General features: G+C 46.6%; 18 protein-coding genes and 1 pseudogene. 15 read left to right on the top strand and 4 right to left on the bottom strand.

The window, feature by feature from the left end; all coding sequences use genetic code 11:
- Positions 1 to 81 precede the first annotated feature (81 nt).
- Entirely contained in the window at positions 82 to 2166 is a 2085-nt protein-coding gene (gene nrdE, locus EGM68_RS09510; RefSeq protein ID WP_013370559.1) for a class 1b ribonucleoside-diphosphate reductase subunit alpha, read from the bottom strand.
- Entirely contained in the window at positions 2153 to 2512 is a 360-nt protein-coding gene (gene nrdI / locus EGM68_RS09515) for a class Ib ribonucleoside-diphosphate reductase assembly flavoprotein NrdI (protein ID WP_013370560.1), read from the bottom strand. Before nrdI ends, nrdE begins: the two co-directional genes overlap by 14 nt.
- A 408-nt stretch (positions 2513 to 2920) precedes the next feature.
- Here nrdI and EGM68_RS09520 point away from each other — a divergent pair, with 408 nt between their 5' ends.
- From EGM68_RS09520 to EGM68_RS26045, 4 genes and pseudogenes are all read left to right on the top strand, one after another.
- Entirely contained in the window at positions 2921 to 3286 is a 366-nt protein-coding gene (locus EGM68_RS09520) for a DUF2500 domain-containing protein (RefSeq protein ID WP_013370561.1), read from the top strand.
- Positions 3287 to 3345: 59 nt separating this feature from the next.
- The gene (locus EGM68_RS09525; RefSeq protein WP_040101622.1) at positions 3346 to 3906 is read left to right on the top strand and encodes a GNAT family N-acetyltransferase; all 561 of its coding nucleotides are present in this window, start codon (positions 3346 to 3348) and stop codon (positions 3904 to 3906) included.
- A gap of 50 nt (positions 3907 to 3956) precedes the next feature.
- Positions 3957 to 4511: pseudogene (locus tag EGM68_RS26040) on the top strand (MFS transporter); the annotation flags it as partial.
- A gap of 23 nt (positions 4512 to 4534) precedes the next feature.
- On the top strand, positions 4535 to 5131 hold the full coding sequence (locus tag EGM68_RS26045; protein ID WP_240664145.1) for an MFS transporter: 597 nt from the start codon (positions 4535 to 4537) through the stop codon (positions 5129 to 5131).
- 63 nt (positions 5132 to 5194) lie between these two features.
- On the opposite strand, the gene EGM68_RS09535 is transcribed toward EGM68_RS26045, so the two are convergent.
- Entirely contained in the window at positions 5195 to 6886 is a 1692-nt protein-coding gene (locus tag EGM68_RS09535) for an ABC transporter substrate-binding protein (protein ID WP_129549071.1), read from the bottom strand.
- 279 nt (positions 6887 to 7165) lie between these two features.
- Here EGM68_RS09535 and EGM68_RS09540 point away from each other — a divergent pair, with 279 nt between their 5' ends.
- The 5 genes from EGM68_RS09540 (at position 7166) to EGM68_RS09560 (ending at position 13082) form a co-directional block, all read left to right on the top strand.
- Complete coding sequence (locus EGM68_RS09540; protein WP_129549072.1) at positions 7166 to 8233, top strand: LacI family DNA-binding transcriptional regulator; 1068 nt, start codon at positions 7166 to 7168, stop codon at positions 8231 to 8233.
- Between the two features lie 207 nt (positions 8234 to 8440).
- Positions 8441 to 10993, top strand: coding sequence for a beta-mannosidase (locus EGM68_RS09545; RefSeq protein WP_129549073.1), 2553 nt, complete (start codon positions 8441 to 8443; stop codon positions 10991 to 10993).
- A 416-nt stretch (positions 10994 to 11409) separates the two neighbouring features.
- A complete protein-coding gene (locus EGM68_RS09550) occupies positions 11410 to 12150 on the top strand; it encodes a DUF1361 domain-containing protein (protein ID WP_040101618.1) in 741 nt (246 codons plus the stop codon).
- Positions 12151 to 12219: 69 nt separating this feature from the next.
- Positions 12220 to 12423 carry a YwbE family protein gene (locus tag EGM68_RS09555; protein ID WP_013370570.1) on the top strand — a complete coding sequence of 68 codons (204 nt, stop codon included), beginning with the start codon at positions 12220 to 12222 and terminating at the stop codon, positions 12421 to 12423.
- A 26-nt stretch (positions 12424 to 12449) separates the two neighbouring features.
- A complete protein-coding gene (locus tag EGM68_RS09560) occupies positions 12450 to 13082 on the top strand; it encodes a DUF2238 domain-containing protein (RefSeq protein ID WP_129549074.1) in 633 nt (210 codons plus the stop codon).
- 33 nt (positions 13083 to 13115) lie between these two features.
- On the opposite strand, the gene EGM68_RS09565 is transcribed toward EGM68_RS09560, so the two are convergent.
- A complete protein-coding gene (locus tag EGM68_RS09565; protein WP_129549075.1) occupies positions 13116 to 14285 on the bottom strand; it encodes a glycosyltransferase family 4 protein in 1170 nt (389 codons plus the stop codon).
- Positions 14286 to 14640: 355 nt separating this feature from the next.
- Between EGM68_RS09565 and EGM68_RS09570 the strand changes: the two genes are divergently transcribed.
- The 6 genes from EGM68_RS09570 (at position 14641) to EGM68_RS09595 (ending at position 22760) form a co-directional block, all read left to right on the top strand.
- Positions 14641 to 15672, top strand: coding sequence for an FUSC family protein (locus EGM68_RS09570; RefSeq protein WP_014599646.1), 1032 nt, complete (start codon positions 14641 to 14643; stop codon positions 15670 to 15672).
- 141 nt (positions 15673 to 15813) lie between these two features.
- Positions 15814 to 16958 (top strand): IS3 family transposase gene (locus tag EGM68_RS09575; RefSeq protein WP_090735917.1). Its coding sequence is split into 2 segments (ribosomal slippage): positions 15814 to 16087 and positions 16087 to 16958, totalling 1146 coding nucleotides; the frame shifts between segments, so codons are not numbered across the junction.
- Between the two features lie 366 nt (positions 16959 to 17324).
- Positions 17325 to 19685: an RNA polymerase recycling motor HelD gene (gene helD, locus EGM68_RS09580; RefSeq protein ID WP_228392896.1), complete on the top strand. Its 2361-nt coding sequence runs from the start codon at positions 17325 to 17327 to the stop codon at positions 19683 to 19685.
- 104 nt (positions 19686 to 19789) lie between these two features.
- Positions 19790 to 21631 (top strand): adenine deaminase, encoded by a 1842-nt coding sequence (locus EGM68_RS09585; protein WP_129549076.1) that lies wholly within the window; start codon positions 19790 to 19792, stop codon positions 21629 to 21631.
- Positions 21632 to 21754: 123 nt separating this feature from the next.
- Positions 21755 to 22336: a Crp/Fnr family transcriptional regulator gene (locus tag EGM68_RS09590; RefSeq protein WP_129549077.1), complete on the top strand. Its 582-nt coding sequence runs from the start codon at positions 21755 to 21757 to the stop codon at positions 22334 to 22336.
- 82 nt (positions 22337 to 22418) lie between these two features.
- Positions 22419 to 22760 (top strand): darcynin family protein, encoded by a 342-nt coding sequence (locus EGM68_RS09595; RefSeq protein WP_013370578.1) that lies wholly within the window; start codon positions 22419 to 22421, stop codon positions 22758 to 22760.
- Positions 22761 to 22779 lie beyond the last annotated feature (19 nt).

Raw genomic sequence — 22779 nt, forward strand, 5'->3', positions numbered from 1 at the left:
CGCTGGATACAGCTTCTAATGCCAAGCATTCATATCTATTCAAAATCTCATTTTATTCTATAGCTTGTTACCATGTATGCATTAGATGGAGCAAGTGAGGCACTCTTCCACAGACAGTTTTTTGGTACGTGTGTAGTATAACGATTTAAGTCCTTTATGTGCGGCGTACAGATAGCAACGTGCTAACTGACGCGTAGTCACGTCACTGTTCACATGAAGCACAGTCGAAATTCCTTGGTCCACGTGAGGCTGGATTTCAGCAATCAGATCAAGCACTTTGAATTGATCCATTTGATAAGCGGATTTGTAAAAGAATACATTATCCTTTTGCAAATACGGCATTGGATAGTAAGTTGTTGAATTCGCATAGGTACGAGTTTCAATCTGTTCGACAATCGGCATAACGCTGGACGTTGCATTTTGAATATACGAAATGCTGGCAGTGGGAGCAATCGCCATACGGTAGGCGTGATACAGACCGTTCTTCATGACGTCTGCTTTAAGTGTGTCCCAGTCTGCTTGAGTCGGAATATAAATATCCTTGAACAGTTCTTGCACACGTGCCGTTGTCGGACGATAATCTGTGTTCAGATATCGGTCAAAATATACACCTGTCGCATAATCCGATTCCTCAAATCCATAGAAGCTTTGTCCGGCTGCTTTTGCGATTTCCATACTCTTTTCGATGGAATGATAGTTCATCGTCATAAAGAAGGTACGGACAAAATCCTTCGCTTCATTGCTTTCATATGCAATCTTGTTCTTGGCAAGGTAGCCGTGCAGATTCATGACACCCAGACCAACGGAATGCATTTCACGGTTCGCTTTCGCGACACCTGGTGCATTAGCTACTTGGGTCATATCGCTGACCGAGGTAAGAGCAATCATACCCTCATGAACGGACTCGCGGATTTTGCCGTGCTCCATCACATTTACAATGTTCAGGGAAGCCAGGTTACAGCTTACATCCCGGCGAATAATATCCTGTTGTCCATAATCGGCAATCTCAGAAGTTTCCTGTAGCTGGAAGATTTCCGTGCACAGGTTTGACATTTTGATTTGGCCCACGTTTTTAAGAGCATGCGCCTGATTTGCGTTACTCTTATTCATAATATATGGATAGCCAGACTCCAACTGAATCATGGCAATTTTCGTCAGCATATCACGTGCGCTCATTGCTATTTTTTTCTTCACTCGATCGTCAGCGAGCAGTGTATCGTACATTTCATCCAGATCCATGTCGTCCAAATGCGTTCCATAAGCCTTGAACACACTATAAGGTGCAAACACATGCAGCGGTTCATTATCTTGAGCCAGCTTGTAAAAGCGGTTGGGCACCAGCAATCCGATCGAAAGTGTCTTAAGGCGTACTCTTTCATCGGCATTAATTTTTTTACTATCCAGGAACTCCAGCACGTCCCATCCGAATATGTTGTAATAGGCAGCGCCAGAGCCTTTACGTTGACCCATTTGATCCGCGTAGGAGAAACCATCTTCCATCAGCTTCAGCACAGGCATAATGCCTTTTGCTGCGCCTTCTACACCTTTAATCGCCTCACCGCGTGACCGCAGCTTCGACAGGTTAACCGCCACACCGCCGCCAATTTTGGACAATTGCATGCAAGTGTTCAGTACATAGTTGATTGAGTTCAAAGAGTCGTCCATTTCGAGCAGGAAACAGGACACCAATTCCCCACGACGGCTTTTGCCAGCGTTCAGGAAAGTTGGTGTAGCTGGCTGGAGACGTTGCTCCATCATCGAGCGGGACAACAGGCGGGCCGTATCGGCGTTGCCGCGTCCCAAATGCAGGGCGACAGCAGCCACCCGGTCAGGGTAGTGTTCCAGGTAGACTTTACGGTCATTACTCTTCATTGCATAATCGGTATAAAACTTGGATGCTGCCATATAGGAAGGGAATTTAAAATTATAGCTATGAGTGATATGGAAAATATCATTAATTTCATCAGCCGTGTAGCTGTTATAGAAATTTTCGTAATAATCATTCTCAATCATATACAGCACTTGAGCAGCTGTGTCAGCAAACTTCAAACTCCGTTCTTGAACTTCCTTCATAAATTCTGCTACAGCCTCTTGGTCCTTTTCCAATTGGAAAAAGCCGTCTGTATCGCGTTTCATCAACATGTTGTTCAATTCAATATGCCGCAACTCGGCTCACCTCCTGTTTAAAACGCTCTACATCTCCGAACGTTCCAGATAATTCAAATTTGCTAATCACGGGGACATTATAATGGTCGGCAATCAAATCCGCACTTTTGGCAAATTTATCACCCCAGTTACGGTTGCCGCTTGCAGCTACACCAACAAGGTTTTGTGCATTTTTTTTCAAAAATGAAGATACCCTCTCAGGTATCTGTCCAAACCCGGTTGTATATGTAATGAGTACGTAAGGTTCTTCTATAGTCATTTGTTCCTCAATCTGAACAGCCGGAAGCTTGAGCTTGTTTATAAATCTTTTTACATTGCCGGTCTTGGAATCATAAGCAATCAGCATGGTGTGCAACCTCCTTAACAATTAACGAAAAAAAGAAAACGGCATTGCCAAGAGACCCATTATAGCTGTAATCCCTTGCTGGCTGCGCCATTTAAGATTTTTGACTCTATATTTACATGTATTTTCATACCTTTATCTTCAAGATATCGGGCATAAATACGTTTTTTACACTATATTTAGAGTACATTCTCTATTTTATATCTATATATAGTTTTGTCAATCGGTCTAGAGAGGCTCAGAGGACCTAGATCCGGTGTAAGTCCAAGCAGGGTGCGGAAAAGAGCGAAAGAACTTTTTTTTCGTAAGTATGTTAAAAAAGTATTGGAGTTTTTGAGGCTGGAGATGTACGATTTGTCAATGGGCAATAGAATGTAAAATTTACATTTTACTGTAGAAAGGATGAAGTGGATGGAAAGTGGTTTTTTTATGGAATTTCAATCGTTTAATATGATCTTTTTTATCGTGTTTGGACTTATTGCTATTGTAATTATTACGGGGATTGTGAAAACAATCGGAGCGGGTCTTTCCAATCAAGCAGCCGAACAGGTTCAACGTTCATGCAAGGTTGTGGATAAGCGAACTAGAGTGCGTGGGGGATCGGGTGATTTTTCAGCTTCGACCGATTACTATATCACCTTTGAGTTTGAAGGAGGTGAACGTAAGGAGCTGAAGGTAAAGGGTTCGGATTTTGGAATGATTGTAATCGGGGATCGCGGGGAGGTTCATTATAAAGGTACACGTTTTCTGGAGTTTGTGAGATTAATGGGAGCGTAAAGGGATGGCGAGGTGTTAGAGTATTACCAGAACAAATACATATAGGGAGGAAGCTGACGATGCCACATATCATTGGAGCACGAATTGTTTTAAGAGAGTACCGTCAGGAGGATATACCTGATATCCGAAGATGGGTCAATGACCCGGAAATCACACATGGTTTAAGCGACGTATTTATCTATCCGCATTCACTGGCTAATAGTGAATCGTTTGTACAGATGATGATTGACGGCAACTCTGAGATCAAGGGCTTTATCATTGCTCATAAAGACACATTGGACTATATTGGACAACTCGATTTATTCAAAATTAACTGGGTGAATCGGCACGCCACCCTTGGGATTGTGATCGGGCGTGACGGTGACCTGGGTAAGGGATATGGGCGGGAAGCAATCCGGTTGATACAAAAATTTGCGTTTCATTCGCTGAACCTGCATCGGCTGGAACTGGAGGTGTATGCGTTCAATGAACGTGCATATCGTTGCTATCTGGCATGTGGCTTCAAGGAGGAAGGGCGGCTACGGGAAAAGCTTTTCAGGGAAGGACAGTACTATGACATTATTCAGATGGGAATGTTGCGAAGTGAGTATGAGGCTGTAGAGAAAACGAAGGAATCCTGAAAGTGAGGCCACATAAGCTATTTTACTCCGTCAGCTTTCTGCAATTTTAAATGAGTGAAATCACGGGAACTACGCTTATTCTATTTCTATTAGCTAAAGGACTTTCTCTGCAAAGTGCGAATTTCTTGCTGGTTGTATTCTTTGTAAGTATTTTTCCGTTTGAAATACCAACAGGAGCTATTGCAGACAAATATGGAAGAAAGATTTCTATTGTTATGGGGGTCTGTTGTTTTCTAGTCTACAGTGTGTTGTTCGTTTGGGCAGATCACATGTGGCTGCTTGTGTTCGCACAAGTCTTTGGGGGTCTGGCAATATGCTTGCAATCAGGCTCGTTGGAATCCTGGGCTGTGGAAAACAGTGATAAGCCGATGGAAGTTCTTTTTACAACATCTAATAGTATACAGTATATTTCGGGATTTATTTGCGGTCTGTTGGGGGCCTTTCTCGCAACTTTTAACTATTCACTTCCCTGGGTGGCCAGCATTGTATCTATTATCCTGTGTATTTTTCTATGCTGCTTTTATATGGGTGAGAAGAATATTCCCCATCGAAAAACATCAACTACTCACATTAAAACGATTATCGGGGAAAGTGTCTGTATCGGTTTGAAAATAAGTCGATCTGGATTGTGTTTATCATTGGTTTATTTATCAGCTTTTCGAATTCGGCGGGGAATACCTTTCAACAGCCACGTCTGGTCGGTCTTTCTGAACAAGGGATTTGGATTATGGGGTTTATTAAGGCAGGCTATTCACTATGTATGACTTTGGGAAGCTATCTGGTTCGAAAGCTAGGCGCACGTTATAGTGATGTACATATACTCATGTATGCTTGCGGGATGATTGGGATATGGCTCATTTTAGCGGGTGCTTTCAACACGTTTTATCCTGTACTGCTTACCTTTTTTATCTATGAAATTGGGCGAGGGATGTACCCGGTTGCCAAACAAATTTTTCTGAACAAAAGAATCTCCAATGAGTATCGTTCAACACTGCTATCTCTGGATTCAGCCATTTCCCAACTAGGCATGTGTATAGGTTTAATCGTGACAGGCATCGTAAGCCGTAATTTTACCAATCTTGCTTCGGATCAAACACCTATTCAGATATCTTGGATGCTGTGTGGCGGGATTGCATTGATCCCAATCTTTTTGTTGCTTTATGTCCATCGGGGATCAAGGAAAAATAGTTCTTGGAAAGAAAAAGCAACAAAGCAGAATGTTTAATGCAAACAGGGCTAAACAGGTTCTGGCTGTCAGCCCCTATGCACCTTCATGAGTAATCAGACTCTATTTCTCCCCGTACCATAACTTCAGACGATTCTGGATCAGGCCAGTGTAGATTTCTTCAGCCTTTGGTACACCCGCCTGATCCAGCTCTTGGAGCATGCGGTCATACACAGCATCGAATTGATCTGGCTTGGCGAGTACGGCCTCAGGAATCCGTTTGCGTACAATGTCCTGCGACTTCTGATAAATAACATTGTAATTTGTATTGGTCGGAACAGGCATGTTGTAGGCAGCACCCCACTCTTTTACCGGAAAATCCTTCTCGTTCGGGAATAGGTCTTTCCATGTCCGGGCTTTATATGCCTGAAGGGATTCTTTTTCTGCTTGGCTATAATTTTCGGTAATCATCTCCGGATAATTGGTTGTGTAATAGTTGCCAGTAGGGTCCTTAACGCTATCGCCGTAATGAGGTCCCCATATCCAATACAAACCGATACCTGACTCTCTGCTAAAAGAAGCATTATCTTTGTTTTTGCGTTCTTGCACAGCTGCAGGAATGACTCGTTTGCCATTCTCTACATTGTAATGCTGGCCTTCAATTCCCCAATTACGCAAAATTTGTCCTTCGTCGGAGGCCAGGAAGTCCAGAAACTTGATCGCTCGCACCGGGTTTTTGCATGAAGTTGTGATGCCGATCCCGGACGCAGTATCAAAACCAATGGGCTGAAGGGAATGATCTTCGTATTGCTCATTTAAAGTGACTGGAAAGTGGGAGTAGGTGTATTCATCCTTACCTGCTGCCTTGAGCGCATTTTCGGCATCTTGGTAGTTCCATTCCTGATCAATCAGTCCAATGACACGACCTGCGGCGATTTTGGATTTGTACTGATCGCTTTTTTGTACAAAAGTATCCTTATCCAACAGACCTTCATTGTACATATGGTTTAACCAGCGGAAATACTCTCGCTCTTCTGGGCGTTTGTAGTGAAGAGTGGCTTTGTGTGTTTTAGGATCAATATAATATTCGCCATCGTCTGGTCCACCTGTAGCCGTAACTGCCGGGTTTGTCACAGTAATCTGCATTTTCCAGTCCTCGGCATCGAGCGATAAGGGAATGGTAGGCTGGCCATTAGTAGTAGGGTATTTGGCGACATAATCTTTAAGTGCTTTTTCAAAATCTTGAACGGTGCGAATTTTGGGGTATCCGAGCTTCTTAAGGGCCTGATGCTGGATTTCGAAGCCTGCTTGTGCATCAAACGCGATGTGATCTACGCCCAAATTGGTTGGGATGGTGTAAATGGCGGGATCTTCACTACTATATTTAATACGGTTAAAATAATCTCCATACACTTTCTTAATGTTAGGACCGTATTTATCAATCAGGTCGGTTAAGTCAATGAGTGCTCCGGCATCGACCAGCTTTCCAATGTCTCCTTTGGGGTACACGAGATCAGGGTACTCTCCGCTAGCAGCCATTAAAGCAAACTTTTCCTCGCCTCGACCGTTGACAGCATGTTCGGCATTGAGTGTAACACCCGTTTTCTTGGTTATTTCCTGCCCGACAGCGTCCTTCATGTTGTTCCAGTTGGAGCTTGAGTCACCGCCAAAGAACGTAAATGTAATGGGACTGGTGTCATCGGGGTCTTCCTTTTCTGCCGTACCGCCTTTGCCATTCGCGCAGCCCGTTGTAACAAGCAGCAGCAAAGCCAGGAGCAGGATAGAGCATTGTTGTACCGACCTGTTCGTGAACATCTGCAAATCCCCCTTAATAAGTATGATTTACACAATGTAAGTGCTTTCAATAGTAAATTGTAGGAAATAAAGAACCTTACGTCAAGTTATTTATGTTTATTTGTTATGTGTTTTGTTTTTTATTAAGCAAACATATTTAAATGAAAGGTGTGGATTTGTGCAAATACATCGTTTGATGATCTAAAACAAAGTATGCTACGATGGTACCAGTTTATAGGCATACCTGTATATTTAGAAGACTAAGGTAGAAAAAGATTTCGAATAGGGTTGGGTGAGGAGATGCGTGGAAAAGTAACATTACAGGAAATTGCGGATGCGGCGGGCGTTTCAAAGTTTGCTGTTTCGCGTGCACTGTCAGGCAAACCCGGTGTAAGTGAAGAGACAAGGGCGCTGCTGGTTAAGCTTGCTGCCCAGATGGGCTATTTTCGCAGTCATCCCAAAATGACTGGGGTAGAGCCTCGGGACACAGATGCCAGAGAATGGTCGGGTACGGTGCTGGTGTTATTTCCGAATATTCGACACCAGAATCGGGAGTCCAAGTACTGGGGACCTGTATTTGAAGGGATTTCCGAGCGTCTGAACCGCAGGGGATTGGATATGATCACGCTAACGGAGCCTTCAACTGACGATATGTTTTCTTTACTGAACCCAGAGGCTATTAAAGGGATTATCACTGTAGGAACGATTTCAACTACGTTATTACTGAACATTTATCGAATGGGTATTCCGGTTGTCATGGTGGATCATTGGGACTCTGCATTTTTAAGTGATGCGGTGTTCACGGATAATCGCACATGCATGAATGAATTAATGAAGGATTTGCTGTGCAGGGGCTATGCCCACTTTCAGTTTGTGGGTCATATTGACGACGCTCACAGTTTCTATGAACGTTGGGAAGCTTTTCGGTCTGCACTGGAAATGAGCGGAGTAGAATTACGGCAGAACAAAGCCCTTATTTATGGGGGAGCGCAGGCGCTTGCTGAGGAAATGGACAAGTTGTCCGAGAATGAGCTACCAGAGGTTTTTGTTTGTGCTAATGACGTGACTGCTTCGCAAGTCGTGGAAGTATTGAAAGAAAAGGGGATTGACGTTCCGAGGCGGTGCGGGGTAACCGGGTTTGACGATACGAATGATCAAATGCCGATTTATGCCACGGTGAGAGTGGATAAGGAACTGTTGGGGATGCGGGCGGTAGACCAATTATTATGGCGCATCATGAACCCAAACTCGCCTGTGGAAAAAAAGTTGCTACACGCTGATCTACTCGTACGGGAAGTTCACGCGCCACGGATCAGGCAGGAAAATGATGATCGTGATCGTCCCTTTAGCACAATCAAATATAGTTGATGTCCGGATATGTGGGATGAATTTGATCCACAGTGAAGCCGAGGGAAGTCGCTTTTAGCCTGTTTAGGGGTAGAGGGCGACTTTTATTTTGTGTTTTACCGATTGTTCAAAAAAACAATTGACTGATTTGTTAGCTTAATGTTATTTTTGTTATGTTAATGAGTGATCCAGATGTTCCCAATCATCCTTATAGGGAGGCTTGCGACGATGATTAATGTGATAGGGTTGGATGGCTGGAGGTTTAGGGAAGCACATAGTGATGAGTGGCTCAGTGCGAAAGTACCGGGTTGTGTGCATACCGATCTTTTGCGACATGGCAAAATTCCTGATCCTTTTATCGGTATGAACGAGATGGAGGTACAGTGGATTGATAAGCAGGATTGGATATATGAAGCCTATTTTGAGATAGATGCAAATCAGCTTCAATGTCAATTTGTAGAGCTGGTGTTGGAAGGTCTGGACACCTACGCAGATGTAAGAGTGAATGGTCAAACTGTCTTATCGGCCAATAATATGTTTCGGGTATGGAGACAGGATGTGAAGGCATTTGTTCAGCAAGGGAAAAATCGGCTTGAAATCCATTTTCGCTCTCCGATTGCGGAAGATGTGCCTAAGCTGGAAAGGTTGGGCTATGGACTCCCCGCACCGAATGATCAGTCCGAGATAGGTGGCTTGTCCGATAAAAAAGTAAGCGTTTTCGCTCGTAAGGCTCCCTATCACTATGGTTGGGATTGGGGACCGAGGCTGGTGACGAGCGGTATCTGGAGAGAGGTCCGGATTGAAGCTTGGTCTGGTTTGGTCGTAAGAGACTTGTTTATTCGACACGACAAAGTGAGTACCGAGAGGGCTGAACTCACGGCAATGGTAGAGATTGAAAGTGCAGCTGAGATTAGAGATGCCGAGTTGTGTATTTCTGCTGATGGCAGGGTGTGGTCCAAGCCGGTTCGTCTTCTGAAAGGAAAGCAAACAGTAGAGCTGGAGCTGGATATGAAGGAGCCGAAGCTGTGGTGGTGTCGTGGGCTGGGAGAGCCGCATCAGTATACGTTTGTAGCCGAATTGAAGAAGCAGGCACAGGAAGCAGTAATTGCGGAAAAATCAGTGAAAACGGGACTACGATCGATTCGTCTAATACGTGAGCGGGATACGGCAGGGGAGAGCTTCTATTTTGAGCTGAATGGAATCCCCGTATTCGCAAAGGGAGCGAACCATATTCCGAATGACAGCTTTGCTGCCGAAGTTACGTTGGAACGATACCGGCATGAAATTGCCAGTGCGGCCGCCTCACATATGAATATGTTGCGGGTGTGGGGTGGCGGTATTTATGAAGAAGACGTATTTTATGACCTTTGTGATGAATACGGCTTGCTCGTGTGGCAAGATTTTATGTTCGCATGCAGCATGTATCCGGGGGATCAGGCTTTTTTGGACAATGTAGCGCAGGAAGCCGAAGATAACATCAAGCGTTTGCGCCATCATCCTTGCATTGCGTTATGGTGCGGCAATAATGAGATTGATTCTGCATGGGCGCATTACGAAGAAAATGCAGGCTGGGGCTGGAAAAAGGCCTACACGCCTGAGCAACGGGAACGCCTATGGGAAGATTATGAAACGCTTTTCCACCGGATTTTACCGGAGGCGGTAAATGCCTGGACTCCGCAGACGGCATATTGGCCCTCCTCACCGCTAATTGATCTGACCGGAGATCGAAACCAGCATGCTCATCCGTCCTCCACAGCGGGAGACATCCATTATTGGGGAGTATGGCATGCGTCTGAGCCGTTTGAAAATTATCACGTACATGTGGGCCGTTTTATGAGTGAGTATGGTTTTCAGTCCTTTCCTGAATACAAGTCTGTTCGCGCTTATGCGGAAGAGAAGGATTTGGAACTGGAATCTGAGGTGATGCTGGCACATCAGAAGAACGGCTCGGGCAATCGCCTGATTCAAGAATACATGGGACGGTACATGCGGCAACCCAAGGATTTTCCATGTTTTCTGCTCATGAGCCAGGTTTTACAGGCAGAGGCGATGAAAATGGCCATTGAGGCCCATCGTCGTCACAAGCCTTATTGCATGGGGACATTATACTGGCAGATGAATGACTGCTGGCCCGTTGCTTCCTGGTCAAGTATGGACTATTTTGGTCGTTGGAAGGCGCTTCAATATACGGCTAAACGCAGCCTTGCCGATGTGCTGTTGAGTGCAGTAGATACGGAACAGGGGAGTAAAGAGCTGCATCTGGTTAACGATACGCTAGAGCCGATAGCGGGTACGCTGCGGCTGACACTTTTGCATATCCGTGGCAGTCAGGCTATTCGTGAAGAGAACATTAAGGTAGAACAGCAAGCAGGCGGCGCAGGGATCGTACATATACTGCCTACTGACAAATGGCTGAATGGCCTGGATCGTACGGAGCATATGCTGGTCGCACGTCTGATACAAAACGGTGAGCAGGTGGCCGCCAGCGAAATTTATTTTGCAGGCACGAAAGAGATGGATTTACCGCAGGCGAAAATTGAAGTGACGGAGATACCGGGAAGTGGAGGCAGTGGGTTCACGCTTTGTTCGGATGTGCTTGCCAGACATGTGTGGCTGACCGCAGAGCAGGAGGGGATTTTCAGTGACAACCATCTGGATCTGGCTCCCGGAGTTCCTAAAACCGTGGAATTTCTGGCCTTGCGTAACGGTGCCTCCGCATTTGAGGTAGCAGTGCCAGGTGCATTGACGGTGCAATCATTGGTCAATTGGATACAAGGTTAGAGGACAGTTAAAGCTCATCCGCCTTGAAGTAGATGATGGACAATGAAGTTCCTCTTCATCCGGCCGGCTGAGAGCATGTAGAGAAATCCGTGAGTAGGGTTTGAGCAGGGGGAGCTGAATTACAGCATTACCCGGGAAATGCTGCCTAAGATTGAGCCTATTGGAGGGCTCCTTTTGATCAGAAGATCCGCATTCGTATATCGCTTTACCTGTGAAATGAAGTCTGAAATACAGTAAGCATCTGTCTCCCAGGGACATGAGGTCAACCCCGGGAGAATAGATGCTTTTTTATCTTCATTTTATGCAGAGTGGAGCGCTTCCATTGAGCTTGAAGCCATTGTGGTGTACACTGTCCAGAATAGGTGTAAATTGGAACGTCAAGAAGGATGGACGGTTACAAGGAGGGAAAGAAACATATGTATGACCGTTTAAGATCGTTAAATTATCCAGTTAAACTTTATATTTTTATTGCACTGGCCTTATGCTCCGTAATTAGTACATTGTGGATCATTAACGTGCGACTGCCCTCAGGGGGCCGCCCTTATCTTTTTATTTGGTGGAATATGATGCTAGCCTGGATTCCTATGCTGTTGACGCTTTTGCTAGATGTCATTCATTGCTCGTGGAGAAGGGGAATAAGGACATTTTTGCTCTGGGTCATAGGGGCTGGATGGCTTTTCTTTTATCCCAATACGCCTTATTTGATCACAGATTTGCTGCATGTATTTGCCAGGTATCCATTTCTCGGGGAGCAGCGTTTTTGGGGCAATCCGTACTTTTGGAATCATGCATTAGGGATGCTGCTGGTAGCTGTGCTTGGTCTCACCATGGGGGTTGTATCACTTGAATCTGTACGACAGTTGGTGCAACGTGCACGGGGCGGGCTTGTCAGCTGGTTGTTTATGCTGGCGGTACTCCTGCTAAGTAGCCTAGGTATTTATATTGGCCGTTTCTTTCGAGGAAACACATGGGATATTGTGTCTGCACCGTCCCAGTTGTACACACAAGTATCCTCCATATGGGCGGATTCCTTGCAACGCACTCATTTTGTGGAGTTTAGCGGGATGGTCTTCGTTATTTTGCTCGTTAGCTATATATCCACGATGTGTGTGGTCTGGATGGGGAACAGCCGCCGAGACGACCGATATTACTGGTGATTACGATGGGGCTGAGTAGTTGAATATCATCATAAGATAAAATGTAAAAGCAAAGGAGGAATAGCTACAATGAACGGACAGAATCGATCTGATATCCGCGCTGGTCTTCAGGTGGATATTGTGCTTAAAAAGGATCAGCCTACGGGTAAACTGACGCGAGGAACGGTGAAGGATATATTGACCAATTCCCCACGTCATCCGCATGGAATCAAAGTGCGTTTGGTAGACGGACAGGTTGGACGTGTCAAACATATTGTAATGAATGAAGGATAGAGCTTTGGGCTTAGGAGGAATAATGTATGAATCAGGTAACGGCATGGTCTAAAAATGATCGTTATCCGCTTATTTTACTTGTACTGCTGGTGCTTGCTCTCATTTGGTCCTTGGTTCGTCCGGCGGATTATTTTACATGGGTACTGGAAGTTCTCCCAGCTGTTTTAGGAGCTATACTGCTGGCGGCTCTTTACCGTCGATTTCGGTTTACCAATCTGGTATACACCCTAATCTGGGTACATGCATTGATCCTGATTGTCGGGGGGCACTATACCTATGCCGAAATGCCTCTGTTCAACTGGATTCGGGATACGTTTGGGCTGGAGCGCAATTATTATGATCGACTTGGGCATTTTGCGCAAGGTTTTGTGCCTGCACTCATTGTCAGGGAAGTGCTGCTGCGTAAGACGGCTTTGGGAAGCGGGAGCTGGCTCACTTTTCTAACGGTTAGTGTGTGTCTTGCGATCAGTGCTGTGTACGAACTGATTGAGTTTGCCGTAGCCAAGGCAACCGGTACGGCGGCAGAAGCCTTTTTGGGGACACAGGGAGATGTATGGGATACTCAATGGGATATGCTCCTTGCGTTCATCGGTGCCCTGACAGCGGTGATTTTGTTAAGCGGGGTACATAACAAGCTGCTCAAACAGCTAAAGGTATAGCAGGGTTTCTTGAAAGTCCGATGTTTTTGAAGGCTATATTCGCGTCACAGGGCGGCTGTCGAGATGCAGGGTCGCTGCATCCATGTAGCTGTCCAGCAGCCGCTCAAAAATACGGTCCCACGTCTGCTCCAGACTGTATGCTCTACCGGTTCTGGACAAAAAGTCTCGAAGTGGGACATCCTCGTACAACAGGTGTACAGCTTTGGCAAAGGCAGCGGCATCTCCAGCTGGACACAGTAACCCCGTTTTCCTATGGATTACATTATCTTTGACCCCGCCTTCATTGGCGCCGATCACGGGTGTGCCGGAGGCCATAGCTTCCAAAACGACGTTACCGAAGGTTTCCGTAGTGGAGGGAAAGAGGAATACATCGGCTGCAGCGTACAGTTCAGCTAATTCCGGTCCTTTTACAAAACCAAGCCAGTGAACTGCGTGCTCTGGCATTCCGATATCTGCTGCAGTTTTGAACTTAAACAATGGGCCATCTCCTGCAATGACCAGCACTGAGGCTGCGCGGACGTCGTCGGGTAACTGGAGATAGGAATCCAGTAACGTGTCTATCCCCTTTTCCGGTGCTAGTCTGCCCACATACAAAATCACAAATGCGTCTACACGAACGCCCCATTTTTCCCATATCGCTTCGCGATTCACTGTGGGCTGGAAGCGGTCAGTATCAATTCCTCTACCCCAGATTTCGAGCTGTCCCATTCCTTTATTGCGTAACAATTCCATGGTTGACCGAGAGGGGACATATACCCTTTCACAATGTCTGTGAAACCAGAGCATGTATTTCCATAACGCAGGTTCAAGCCAGCGAAGCTTGTAATATTCGAGGTATTTATCAAAGTGGGTGTGATAGGAGGCGACAAGTGGAATATGGTGTTTGGCAGCGTAGCTTGTTCCATACAGGCCAAGGTTAAACGGAGTAGCGACATGAATTAGATGCGGGGAAAAGGCTGACAGGCGCTCGTTGATTTGTTTGGCGTTAGGGATCGCTAGTCTACATTCCCGGTACAATAAAAAGGGAATACTTCGAAAACGCTCCACGCCCGGCCCCGAGGACAGATGATGGTCTGCCTCCGGTGCGAAGACAAGAGTAGATACCCCGTGTGTCTCCAAATAGCCAATCCATCGTTCCAGTGTCAGAGCAGCGCCATTGACATCAGGCGTATACGTGTCTGTAAATAATGCGACTCGAAGCATGCCTTCATTCCTCCTCCGCCATTCTCATTTATCCTATGACGTTCCAGGGGAGTCCGCTTGGAGGCTCCGGCTTTTATTGTGTCATGATTTTGTTTACGGGCTTGCCGGGTTTTGTAAAAGTTGCCCTGCGGACGGGTGCTCTTCTCAGATTTTACTAATCCATGGCACGATGAGATCCTTCTGCGATGTTGATGCAGATAGGGAAATTCTGTTGATATGTATCCTAGCAGGAACTATACATTTCATAAATATTCCTGATCTCCAATGGTTTTGGATAATAATAAAACATGGACTTTGTCTTGAAATTTCATTATAGTAATTCGGTATGAATAAATTTGAAGGGTAAGCAGGAGGGATGGCTTTGGCTTTTGGAGCACGGGTGTTAAAAACGGGAATCGCAGTGACGCTCGCCCTTTTTCTGAGCACGCTTTTGAACACCCATTCGCCTGTGGGGGCAGCGATAGCCGCTATTTTTGCCATGCAACCGTCGATATATAGGTCGTGGCGTTATTTTCTGGATCAACTCCAAACAAGCACATTAGGTGCAGTCATGGCGTTGCTGGGCGGAATGGTATTTTCGAATGAGCCGATTGCGGTCGGACTGGTATGTGTATTGGTACTTATGATATGTCTGAAAATAAACATGGCTGATACGGTTGGATTGACACTTGTGACCGTTGTTTCTGTCATGGAAGCTTCAGGGGACTGGAAATTTGCAGTAACCCGCTTTGCGCTGACTCTGATCGGGATTGTGTCTGCTTTTGTCATCAACATTACTGTTTTTCCTCCCAAACCGAAAAGGCAGTTTATCAATCAGATTCAAAATGTATTTAATAGCATGTCCTTGCTGCTGCGAACCGCCATTTCCGATGAGATTAAGGAGTCTGTCTTTAGAGAGGAAAAGGGAAATTTGCAGGGAGCTATTAAATCACTCTCGGACAAATATCATTTGTTCGAAGAGGAGCAGAAAAAGCTCAAGCGCACCAAGTTTAGTCAGACCAGACAAATGGTCGTATACAAACAAATGCTCGAAAGTTTGCACAAAGGATACGAGGTCTTGGATGCGGTGGAAAGGCACTACTTTCAGTCTTTACGTCCAAAGGGAACAGATGCATTTTTTGACGATCATCTGGAGCGGCTGATTCGTTTCCACGAGCACGCTCTGCTGAAATTCGAAAATAAACTGAAACCAAATGAGGATGAAAGTGAATTGTTTCAGCAGGCCAACGGCGATTTTATGAAGCATGCCATTACACGTTTTGACCATTGTGAGGAGGGAATGCTGCGGCTTTCCATCGTAGCTGCGACGATGTACGACTATGGTCATCAGCTGGAGCGATTAAGCAGACTGGCCGATCATATTCATCCTGTGGAAGAGAGTCGATAGGCAATTTCGAAAAAAAAGAAAAGGCGACCGCATTCATCAATCAGATGGGACTGACCCCTTAACGTGAGACAAATCAAAACACCTTCAAGAGAATGCAACCATGTCGTAAGATATGGAGACAACCTTGGAGGTGTTTTTTCGTTGGCAACAAGAGTCAGTTATCCATTAGAAGTTAAAATGAAGGCGATTGAAATGAGAATTGCTGGTATACCGGTCAAAGAAATCATGGAGCAATTAAACATACGAAACAAGACACAAGTGGAAACTTGGATGAGATGGTACCGTAATGGCGAGCAGAACCGTTTAGAGCAGCCTGTAGGTAAACAATACAGCTACGGTAAAGGGCCCGAATACACTTCGGAATTAGAGAAGGTCCAGGCTGAGAACAGGTTTTTGAGACAACAACTAGAGTTGCTAAAAAAGTACAGCGTACTGGAGAGGAGGTATCGTCAAAGATCGTAATGGAGTGGATAGAGTCGATCCGAGGGGAAGTGAGTGTGAAGCAAGCTTGTGCATGGATAGGAATCCCTCGCGCCACGTACTATCGCTGGAAGGCGGAGTATGCGAGCAAACTTGAGGATCACTTGGTAGAGAAAATCCGCGAACTCTGTATCCAGCATAAATATCGTTATGGATACCGGAAAATCACCGCCTTGCTTCGGAGGGAGTATATGGTAAACCACAAACGCGTGCAACGGATTATGCAGCGTGAAGGGCTGCAATGTCGTGTCAAAGCGAAGAAACGGAAACCTACTGGGCAACCCATTCATATCGCGGAGCATCTGCTAAAGCGACAGTTTGAAGCAGATACGCCTATGCAAAAACTTGTAACGGACATTACGTATTTGCCATTTGGAGGAAGAATGTTGTATCTGTCGAGTATTTTAGACTTGTTTAACGGAGAGATTGTGGCATACAGTATAGCTGACAAGCAGGATACCGCATTTGTGCTCGATACCCTTCGTCAGTTGCCATCTCTACCAGGTGCAATACTTCATAGCGATCAAGGCAGCGTCTACACATCCTTGGCCTACCAGGAAGCTGTAAAAGGAAAAGGCATTACCATGAGCATGTCCCGTAAGGGAACGCCTGCTGATAATGCCCCCATCGAATCGTTTCATTCCACACTAAAGTCTGAAACGTTCTACCTCGAAGGTTTAACCTGTACGACGACGGCAATCGTCGAGCAGACCGTTCGAGAGTACATCCTTTACTATAACTCAATTCGCATTCAAACAAAACTAAACAACCAGTCGCCGGTTCATTTCCGACAACTGGCTGCTTAAACTTGGAAGGTGTTTTGATCCCTGTCTCACAAACGGGGGTCAGTCCCGATGGACGGTCGCTTTTTTATGTAATGAATTCAAGGATGTAGGAACAGGCTAATGGAAGATTGCCAGAAAATACAAAAAAAAGCCCACTGGTTGCGAACAGGGACTGAACTTGCTACAATAGAGGATGCTATGTTTTACATCGTAAAACCGTATTGCATAAGTTGTTAACACACTTCTTGTTACATTATAGCATGCTTCAAAGGAATAGTCAATTTTCCCGGATCAGGGGGATGCGATGAGTATGCCCGGGTCCATAATAGAGCATAGTTTGTACGCAAGGGAGCCCTGCGCGGAGCAGGAGGAAACGGAACAGGAGCGATGTCAGTGACTACTGAGCAGCAATGGAATGAGGAACAACGAAGAGTAGAAGATGTGACCGCAGTCATTAGCGGACGTATTCGGAAGCTGGAGACAGAGGTTGGTTCTGTGCGCGGCGATGTCGTCGATATGCGTAAAGACTTCTGGGATGAGGTAACGATCAATTTCAGTGAGGCGGATGATGTGGGTGAGACGTCCACCAGTTTGCGTCAGCAGTCTGAGATTTTGTCTGAGCGGGAACGAAGACACAAGCATTCCACTGAGGCGCTAGGTCGTTTGAAAAAGTTGCTGGACTCACCCTATTTTGCACGCATTGATTTTGCTGAGGAAGGGCAGACTGCGGAGCGTATTTATCTGGGCATTGCCTCCCTGCTGGATAATCAGGATGAGGAATTTCTGATCTACGACTGGCGTGCGCCTATTTCGAATCTTTATTACGATAACATGCCAGGTCCCGCTTCTTATAAGACCCCAGCAGGAGAGATGGAAGGAGAACTGACGCTCAAACGCCAATTCTCAATCCGTGACGGACAGATTCGCTTTATGTTCGATACAGGAGTGACCATTGGAGACGAACTCCTTCAAGCCGTATTAAGCCGGAGCTCGGATGCTCAAATGAAAAGTATTGTCGCAACCATTCAAAAGGAGCAGAATCGCATCATCCGTGATGACCGAAGCCGTATGCTTATTGTTCAGGGAGCGGCAGGAAGCGGCAAAACCTCTGCTGCGCTTCAGAGAGTAGCGTATTTGCTGTATAAGTATCGGGATCGCTTGCGAGCGGATCAGGTCGTGTTATTTTCGCCAAACCCCATGTTTAACAGTTATGTTTCGACGGTATTGCCTGAATTGGGTGAGGAAAATATGCTTCAGGCCACGTTTCAGGAATATTTGGAACGGCGTTTGGGCCGGGAGTTTCAGTTAGAAGATCCTTTTGAGCAGCTGGAATATGTGCTATCAGCGTCGTCACAGCCTGGGTATGAAGCTAGGATGGAAGGTATCCGTTTTAAGTCATCCAAGACGTTCTTACATGTGATTACAGGCTACAAGGCGCATCTGGAACAGGAGGGAATGCGTTTTAAACCTGTTCGTTTTCAGGGACGTGAGGTGATTTCAGTAGAGCAAATGGCAAGCAAGTTTTATGAATTCGACTCGGCTGTGCGGCTGGCGAACCGATTGGAACTGTTGCGCGATTGGATGCTCAAAGAGCTGGCCCGCTTTGGTAAGGAAGAATGCTCCGCTCCTTGGGTGGACCAGCAGATGGATCTGATGGAGCCGGAGGATTATCAGCGTGCATATAACCGCATGCGCCGTAAATCCAAGAATAAAGGCGATACCTTCGACGACTTTACACGTGAAAGAGAAATATTGGCACGTATGGTGGTCAGTGACCGCTTAAAGCCCTTGCGCAAGTGGATTAAGGCACTTCGCTTCGTGGATACAACCCGTCTATACAGCGAGTTGTTTATGAACGAGACGTTATTAAGTCAACTGTCGAATCATGCAGAGCTACCCGTCAACTGGAGTGAAATTAGTCGGCAAACTCTGAAACGAATTCAGGCTGGAGAATTAGCGTATGAGGATGTGACGCCCTTTTTATATTTGCGTGAGCTGATGCTGGGCTTCCGTTCCAATAGTAACATCCGTCATGTGTTTATTGATGAGGCACAGGACTATTCACCATTCCAGCTGGCTTTCTTTAAACGATTATTTCCGCAGGCTAAAATGACGGCACTCGGCGATTTTAATCAGGCCATCTATGCCCATGCTTCGGTGCTTCAGGATGCAGAACCATTGTATGACCTGTATGGAGCAGACCAGACCGAGATGATTTCCCTGACACGCAGCTATCGCTCAACACAGGAGATTGTAGAGTTTACCCGGGGGATGGTAGCAGGGGGAGAGCATATTGTTCCGTTTAACCGTAAGGGTGAGAAGCCTCTGGTAACCGAGGTGAACTCGCGTGAAAAGCTTCACCAACTGATTGCTGGGAATGTTACAAAATTGCTGGCAGAGGGTTATGAATCCATCGCGGTGATCTGTAAAAATGCTGATGAAAGCGCGGCAGCCTACGAAGCACTGGAAGGACAACTGCCAGTAAAGCCAAAATTAATTAAGAAAACAACCCCTGCTTTTGAAAAGGGGATTCATATCATTCCGGCCTACCTGGCGAAAGGCGTGGAGTTTGATGCGGTCCTCATTTATGACGGATCAGTCCAAGAATACCAGCGTGAGAGTGAGCGTAAATTGTTCTACACGGCCTGTACGCGAGCGATGCATTTGCTGCATATATATAGCATAGGGGAGATTACGCCATTCGTGAGTTCGCAGGAATCGGAGACGTATATCCGTAAAGTGGAATAAAGTGACCATGTTCTTTAGGGGCGGCTGGCATTGTTGAGCGTATTCCAGTAACATAAGCAAATAAGCCAAACAGGTAAGAAGCATAAACGGAGGTTACAAACGTAATGGACATGAAGAGAGTATTTCAACGCCCGCCGCTGGCGGACTGTGTACCCGAGTTGATAGCTACAGCTAGAGGGGAGCGCAAGGCATCGCTGGTGATCCGCGGAGGTACGCTGGTCAATGTGGTATCGGGCGAATTGTTACCGGGCATGTCTATTGCTGTGCAAGGTTCTCGTATCGCATATGTCGGTAGAGACGTTAGCCATACGATTGGAGAAGACACCGTAATCATTGAAGCGGAAGGCCGCTATATGGCACCGGGTTTGCTGGACGGACATTGTCATATCGAAAGCACACAGCTCACCGTAACTGAGTTTGCGAAGGCAGTACTGCCGCTGGGCGTGACGGGCGGTTTTTTTGACCCACATGAAATTTCCAATGTGCTGGGTCTAAAAGGGCTTCGTCTGATGCTGGACGAAGCACGCACGACACCGCTGGCTGCTTACATGCAGGTAGCTTCGTGCGTGCCTTCCACAGGCCCAGAGCTGGAAACGACAGGTGCCTCTTTCGGTCCGGCGGAAGTCGCAGAGGCTCTAAGCTGGGGCCCGGATATGATCGGGCTGGGCGAAGTTATGAATTTCCCTGGCGTCGTCTATGGCGACGACGTGATGATCGGGGAAATTCAGGCCACGCTGCGCGCCGGCAAAGTGGCGGATGGCCATTTTACATGGGCCTCCGATGATTGGCGGCTGCCGGTCTATGCAGCCGCAGGAATTACGGGCGATCACGAATGTGCCACGCCCGAGGATGTAGCCGAGCGTATTCGGCTCGGCATGTATGCCAAGATGCGGCAAGGCTCCGCATGGCATGATGTGGCCGAGACGATCCGTGCCAGCACGGAAATGGGTCTCGACACGCGCCGTATGATGCTGGTGACGGATGATCGCAGCGCAGAATCCTTGCTCCATGAAGGGCAGATGGATTTCGTTGTCCGTCATGCCATTGCGCAGGGCGTTAAGCCAGTGACTGCCTTTCAAATGGCAACGCTGAATACGGCAGAGCGCTTCGGCGTGGCACGGGACATTGGCTCGATCATTCCCGGTGCGATTGCCGATATTATCTTGCTTGATGGCCGATTGGCCGAAGTGAATGTGACGGCTACCATTGCAGCGGGTCAACTGGTGGCCGAGTACGGTCAAATGGTCGCCGACTGGGAGGGCTTCGTTTATCCTGCGGAAGTAATGGACACGGTCCATTTGGGTCGAGAGCTGAGTGCCGCAGATTTCCGTATTGCGGCTCCAGTGCAGGAAGGGAATGTATCTGTACGGGTAATTCGTGTCACGGAAAATCATGTAGATACGAAGGAAGTGCGGATGACCGTTCCGGTGCGTGATGGTGAAGTTGCATCAGATCCTGCACAAGACTTGTGCAAAATCGCCGTTTTCGAGCGGCATCATGCCAGTGGCAGCCACGCGGTAGCACTTGTGACAGGCGTCGGCTTCACCGAGCCAGCCGCAATTGCCATGACCGTCGCGCATGATAGCCACAACCTGCTCGTCATCGGCAATGATGACGAGCTCATGACCCAGGCGGCGAAGCAGGCCGTTGCCCTGCGTGGCGGCGTGGTGGTCGTATCCGCCTCGGGTGAGACGCGCTTCCCGCTTCCGATCGCCGGGCTGATGTCCCCAGCTCCGTTTGCTGAGGTAGCTGCGCAGTCCGAAAGCATCAGCCAGGCACTTCAGCAATCCGGCTGCATGTTGAACAACGCGCTAATGACACTGTCGCTGCTCGCACTGGTCGTAATCCCTGAAATCCGCCTGTCGGACCAGGGACTTGTCGTGATCGGAGCCGACGGTATACGCAAGGTGTCTCTTTTCGTGGAAAAGGATGCTACGGAAGCCTGATAGAATACATCACTGGGGTTGTCCTGCAGGTCTACCCAGACCTGTGGGATAGCCCCTGTTTTCTTATATAGTCCTAAAGGTATCTTTGATTCCTTAATCAACGTTTTGTGGGGTGGTGAGGAGATGCAATTATATTATCGTTCATTAGAACAAATGGCTCATCAAGCCTCAATTATAGATCAGGATTGGAACAGGTTTGTAGAGCAAACCCGTGTGAGGCATGTTCAGCAAGGGACATATCTTATTGAAACAGGGGAACCTGTGAAACATGCTTATTTTTGTTCGGAGGGATTATTCCGTTTGTTTTATACTTTGGCAGATGGCAGAGAGTATAATGTTGGTTTTTCACCAGAAGATGATTATGTAACCTCTTATGGCGCTATGGTTCAAGGTAAACCATCCACTTTTACGATTGAGGCCATGGAAGATTCGGTTGTTATTGAAATTCCATATTACGTATTAAAGGAGCTTATGGATACAAGCCATATGTGGGAAAGATTCGTGCGTAAAAGCGTAGAAAGACTGTACATTCGCAAAGAGGAACGGGAACGCGAATTGTTATATCTTTCTGCTAGGGAACGTTATGATGCCTTTCTTCTCAAGTATCCCGGGTTAGACAAACGAGTTGCACAATACCATATAGCTTCGTACATAGGTGTATCCCCCGTCTCACTTAGTCGTTTGCTGCGCAGCAAGCCGCATTAACCTATGTTAATGCGGCTTGGCAGACAAGCAGCGTACAATAACGATAAATCCATTCAAGCTTCACTAAAAAGGAGATAGGCATATGCGTTATATGATGATTGTATTATTGGAATTCTACCCTTCTTGGTTGGCTCTTCCTCGGGAAGAACGCCGCAAACATGCGGGGGCCTTGCAGGCTCGTATTCAGAAGTACAGCGAACATGTTCAGGTTCGTTTTTTCGATGCAGAAGCACTGCCCGGAAAGGACTATACGGATTTCGTTGTATGCGAAACAGAGGATATGAAGCAATATCACTATATGTGGGAAGAAATTCGTGATTCGGAGCCGTATACCAAAGGATATATGAAGATTAAAGATGTAGTAATGGGGATGGAAAATGCATTTCAGTCCTATGAGTCCGAAATGCTACAGATGGACAAATAACTCCCCGTACTCCTTTACT

Origin of the sequence: Paenibacillus sp. M-152 (assembly GCF_003856555.1) — a bacterium.
In the GTDB taxonomy this organism is placed as follows: domain Bacteria; phylum Bacillota; class Bacilli; order Paenibacillales; family Paenibacillaceae; genus Paenibacillus; species Paenibacillus polymyxa_C.

Coding starts and splice junctions, on each gene's coding strand:
- nrdI (WP_013370560.1), bottom strand. CDS start 2,512: ATGCTGATTGCTTATGATTCCAAGACCGGCAATGTAAAAAGATTTATA.
- EGM68_RS09520 (WP_013370561.1), top strand. CDS start 2,921: ATGGAAAGTGGTTTTTTTATGGAATTTCAATCGTTTAATATGATCTTT.
- EGM68_RS09525 (WP_040101622.1), top strand. CDS start 3,346: ATGCCACATATCATTGGAGCACGAATTGTTTTAAGAGAGTACCGTCAG.
- EGM68_RS09535 (WP_129549071.1), bottom strand. CDS start 6,886: ATGTTCACGAACAGGTCGGTACAACAATGCTCTATCCTGCTCCTGGCT.
- EGM68_RS09540 (WP_129549072.1), top strand. CDS start 7,166: ATGCGTGGAAAAGTAACATTACAGGAAATTGCGGATGCGGCGGGCGTT.
- EGM68_RS09545 (WP_129549073.1), top strand. CDS start 8,441: ATGATTAATGTGATAGGGTTGGATGGCTGGAGGTTTAGGGAAGCACAT.
- EGM68_RS09550 (WP_040101618.1), top strand. CDS start 11,410: ATGTATGACCGTTTAAGATCGTTAAATTATCCAGTTAAACTTTATATT.
- EGM68_RS09555 (WP_013370570.1), top strand. CDS start 12,220: ATGAACGGACAGAATCGATCTGATATCCGCGCTGGTCTTCAGGTGGAT.
- EGM68_RS09560 (WP_129549074.1), top strand. CDS start 12,450: ATGAATCAGGTAACGGCATGGTCTAAAAATGATCGTTATCCGCTTATT.
- EGM68_RS09565 (WP_129549075.1), bottom strand. CDS start 14,285: ATGCTTCGAGTCGCATTATTTACAGACACGTATACGCCTGATGTCAAT.
- EGM68_RS09570 (WP_014599646.1), top strand. CDS start 14,641: ATGGCTTTGGCTTTTGGAGCACGGGTGTTAAAAACGGGAATCGCAGTG.
- helD (WP_228392896.1), top strand. CDS start 17,325: ATGTCAGTGACTACTGAGCAGCAATGGAATGAGGAACAACGAAGAGTA.
- EGM68_RS09585 (WP_129549076.1), top strand. CDS start 19,790: ATGGACATGAAGAGAGTATTTCAACGCCCGCCGCTGGCGGACTGTGTA.
- EGM68_RS09590 (WP_129549077.1), top strand. CDS start 21,755: ATGCAATTATATTATCGTTCATTAGAACAAATGGCTCATCAAGCCTCA.
- EGM68_RS09595 (WP_013370578.1), top strand. CDS start 22,419: ATGCGTTATATGATGATTGTATTATTGGAATTCTACCCTTCTTGGTTG.